The sequence below is a fragment of the Streptomyces himastatinicus ATCC 53653 genome (genome assembly GCF_000158915.1).
Taxonomy (GTDB): domain Bacteria; phylum Actinomycetota; class Actinomycetes; order Streptomycetales; family Streptomycetaceae; genus Streptomyces; species Streptomyces himastatinicus.
In genome coordinates, this window is the sequence record NZ_GG657754.1 from 1162274 (window position 1) to 1165570 (window position 3297).

General features: G+C 74.2%; 1 protein-coding gene. It reads left to right on the top strand.

Going from position 1 to position 3297, the window contains the following annotated elements; genetic code table 11:
- A partial coding sequence (locus tag SSOG_RS04260; RefSeq protein ID WP_009712975.1) for a non-ribosomal peptide synthetase occupies positions 1-3297 on the top strand: 3297 nt, incomplete at both ends.

Consider the following 3297-nt stretch of genomic DNA (forward strand, 5'->3'; position numbering starts at 1 on the left):
GTACGTCCTGGACGCGCGGCTGCGGATCGTCCCGCCCGGTGTCGTCGGTGAACTCTTCGTCGCCGGTGAGGGCGTGGCCCGCGGCTATCTGGGGCGGCCCGGCGCGACGGCGGCGGCCTTCCTCGCCGATCCGTACGGGCCCGCCGGGGAGCGGATGTACCGCACCGGCGACCTGGCGCGGCGGCGGCCGGACGGCACGCTGGAGTTCACCGGCCGCGCCGACCACCAGGTGAAGGTCCGGGGCTTCCGGATCGAGCCGGGCGAGGTGGAGAGCGCCCTGACCGCGCACCCCGGGGTGGCGGACGCGGCGGTCGTGGCCCGGGAGGACCGGCCCGGGGTGAAGCGGCTGGTGGCCTATGTGGTGCCGGGCGGCGACCGGGTCGTGGACGGCGCGGAGTTGCGTACGCATGTGGCGGCCGGGCTTCCGGAGTACATGGTGCCGTCCGCGGTCGTCCTGCTGGACGCGCTGCCGTTGAGCCGCAACGGCAAGCTGGACCGCGCGGCGCTGCCCGTCCCCGGCGAGGACCCGGACCGGGCGGCCTATGTCGCCCCGCGTGACGAGGCCGAGCGGCGCACGGCGGCGATCCTGGCCGAGGTGCTGGGGGTCGAACGGGTCGGCGCCGAGGACGACTTCTTCGTACTCGGCGGTGACTCCATCCTCAGCATCCGGCTCACCTCGCGGCTGCGCGAGGCGTTCACCGCGGAGGTCTCGCCCCGGCTGGTGTTCACCCACTCGACGGTGGCCGCCCTCGCCGCGGCCCTCACCGAGGCGAGCGGCCGCCCCGTGTCCGCGCCGATCACCCCGGTGCCCCGGGACGCGGAGCTGCCGCTGTCGTATCCCCAGCAACGGCTGTGGTTCCTGGACTCCTTCGCACCGGACAGCACCGAGTACATCACCCCGCTGGCGCTGCGGATGCGCGGCAGCCTCGACGTCCCGGCACTGGAGGCCGCGCTGACCGCGCTGGTGGCCCGGCACGAGTCGCTGCGCACCACCTTCGACGCGGTGGACGGGCGCGGGGTGCAGATCGTGCACGAGCCCTCCGCGGTACGGCTCGCCCGCCACGATCTGTCGGACGTTCCCGCCGACCGGCGGGAGGCGGAGCTGACGGAGCTGCTGGCGCGGGAGCGGGAGCGCCCGTTCGACCTGCGGCGCGGCCCGCTGCTGCGGACCGGGCTGATCCGGCTGGGCGCCGAGGACCACGCCCTCACGCTGACGCTGCACCACATCATCACCGACGGCTGGTCCACCGGTGTGCTCATCGGCGATCTGCGCGAGCTGTACCGGGCGGCGCTGACCGGCGACGCGGCGGCGCTGCCACCGCTCCCGGTGCAGTACGCCGACGTCGCTGCCTGGCAGCGGACCGAACTGTCCGGCCCGCAGACCGATGAGCAACTGACGTACTGGAAGCGGCAGTTGAGCAATGTGGAGCCGCTGGAGCTGCCCACCGACCGGCCCCGTCCAGCGGTGCGGAGCGGACATGGCGCGACGGCGGAGTTCGAAGTACCCGCGGCCGTGAACCGGCGCCTGAAGGAGTACGGACAGGCCCGTGGCACCACCCTGTTCATGACGCTGGTGGCGGCGGCCCAGGTGCTGCTGTCCCGGCTGTCCGGCCAGGAGGACATCACGGTGGGGACGGTCACCTCGGGGCGGGAGCGCGCCGAGGCGGAGCATCTGATCGGCTTCTTCGTGAACACGCTGGTGCTGCGCTCCTCGGTCGACCCCGAGCGCGGCTTCACCGACTTCCTGTCCGAGGTGCGCGGCACCGTCCTGGACGCCTTCGCCCACCAGAGCGTGCCGTTCGAGCGGGTGGTGGACGAGGTGCAGCCCACCCGGGACACCAGCCGGACCCCGCTGTTCCAGGCGATGGTGGTCCTCCAGAACATCCCCGGCGGGCAGCTGGACCTGCCCGGACTCGCGCTGGAGGACATCGCGCCCGAGACCGGCACCGCGAGCTTCGACCTCACACTGGAGTTCGCCGAGGCCGACGGGGGCGTACTGCGCGGGCTGATCAGCTACAGCACCGACCTGTTCGACGCGTCGACGGCCGAGCGGATGGGCGCGGCCCTGCGGACGCTCCTCACCGGCATCGCCGACGACCCGGACCGGGCGGTGGGCGCGCTGCCGCTCGCCACCCCGGCCGAGCTGCGGCGCACCCTCGTGGAGTGGAACGCCACCGGACACCCGGTGCCTCCGGCCACCCTCGCCGAGCTGTTCGAGCGGCAAGCCGCGGTGTCCCCGGACGCCCTGGCCGTGGCATCCGGGGCGGGCGGGCTCACCTTCGCCGAGCTGGAGACGGCGGCGAACCGGCTGGCGCACCGGCTGACCGGGCGCGGTGTGGGTCCGGAGAAGCTGGTGGCGCTGGTGCTGCCGCGGTCGGTGGAGATGGTGGTGGCGCAGCTGGCGGTGGTGAAGGCGGGCGGCGCGTTCCTGCCGGTCGACCCCAACTACCCGGCGGAGCGGGTGGCGTTCATGCTGCGGGACGCCGAACCCCTGGTCGTCCTCGACGACCAGGCGTCGGTGTGGGTGGACGACGGCCCCGCCGATCCACCGGCCGTGCGCGCGCTGACGCCGGACCATCCGGCGTACGTCATCTACACCTCCGGGTCCACCGGGGTGCCCAAGGCGGTCGTGGTCACCCACGCGGGGCTGGCGAGCTTCTCGGCCGCCGCCACCGAGCACTACGACGTCCGGGCCGGGGACCGGGTCCTCCAGTTCGCCTCGCCGAGCTTCGACGCCTCCGTACTGGAGCTGTGCGTCTCCCTGCCGAGGGGCGCGGCGCTGGTGGTCGCGGAGGAGGGACCGCTGCTGGGCGAGCGGCTGGCCCAGGTGCTGACCGAGCACCGGGTCACCCATGCGCTGATTCCCCCGGCGGCGCTGGCCACCGTGCCGGAGGCGGGGATCCCGGATCTGCGCACGCTGATCGTCGGCGGTGACGCGTGCTCCGCCGAACTGGTCGACCGCTGGGCCCCGGGGCGCCGGATGATCAACTCGTACGGTCCGACCGAGTCGACCGTGGTGAGCACCTGGTCCCGGCCGCTGACCGCCGGTTCGGGGGCGCCGCCGATCGGCGGACCGATCCGTAACACCCGGGCCTATGTGCTGGACTCCGCGCTGCGCCCGGTTCCGGTGGGCGTGGCCGGGGAGCTGTACGTGGCCGGGGCGGGACTGGCCCGCGGCTATCTGGGCCGCCCGGGGCTGACCGCATCCCGCTTCCTGGCCGACCCGTTCGGCCCGGCGGGGAGCCGGATGTACCGCACGGGCGATGTGGTGCGCTGGACGTCCGACGGCGAGCTGCG